This window comes from Enterobacter sp. 342 (genome assembly GCF_036663495.1).
Classification (GTDB): domain Bacteria; phylum Pseudomonadota; class Gammaproteobacteria; order Enterobacterales; family Enterobacteriaceae; genus Enterobacter.
Map to the genome: position 1 here is coordinate 1 of NZ_JAWUEI010000125.1, position 768 is coordinate 768.

A 768-nucleotide genomic window follows, 5' to 3' on the forward strand; every position below is an offset into this window, starting at 1 on the left:
TGAAGTGAACCCCATATATTGGACACTTTCTTAACTGGCGGCTGACATGGCCTGAGTTCGGTATTGTACCGGACTCAGGCCGTTTAGTTTTAGCTTGATTCGTTCGTTGTTGTAGTAGTGGATGTACTCTTCCACCGTTCTTCGTAGATGGTCCGTATTTTCATACTCTTCGTGGTACCAACATTCTGTCTTCAACAGACCAAAAAAATTTTCTATTACTGCATTGTCCAGACAGTTCCCTTTGCGCGACATGCTTTGCTCTATACCTTTAACTTTAAGCTTTTCCTGATACCGCGCCATCTGATACTGCCAGCCCTGATCAGAGTGCAGTATCGGTCTGTCACCCGGCTTCAGCCTCTTCATGGCTTTGCTGAGCATGTTTTCAACCAGGTTCATTCCCGGATGCGTCGTCATATTCCAGGCTATTATCTCGCTGTTATACAGATCCAGCACTGGCGACAGATATAGCTTTGTCCCTTTTACATTGAATTCGGTCACATCTGTAACCCATTTCTGGTTTGGGCTGCTGGCCTTAAAATTACGGGACAGAATGTTTGGCGCGATTTTACCGTAGGTACCTTTGTATGACTGATACTTTTTACTTCTCAGGCATGAGGCCAGCCCCATCTTACGCATCAGTTTTCGTACTGTTTTATGATTTATTCCGTAGCCTTCATTGCGCAACGCCAGGGTAATGCGGCGGTAACCATATCGTCCTTTATGATAATGAAATAGTGCAGCTATTCTTTGCTGTTCGCCTTCAAAGCG

Annotated in this window: 1 protein-coding gene; it reads right to left on the minus strand. The window is 45.2% G+C overall.

Annotation, left to right across the window (positions count from 1 at the left end; translation table 11 throughout):
• Positions 1-30: 30 nt before the first annotated feature.
• Positions 31-768: IS3 family transposase (locus V6E55_RS25570; RefSeq protein ID WP_316944130.1), on the minus strand; the 738-nt coding region annotated here is incomplete at its 5' end.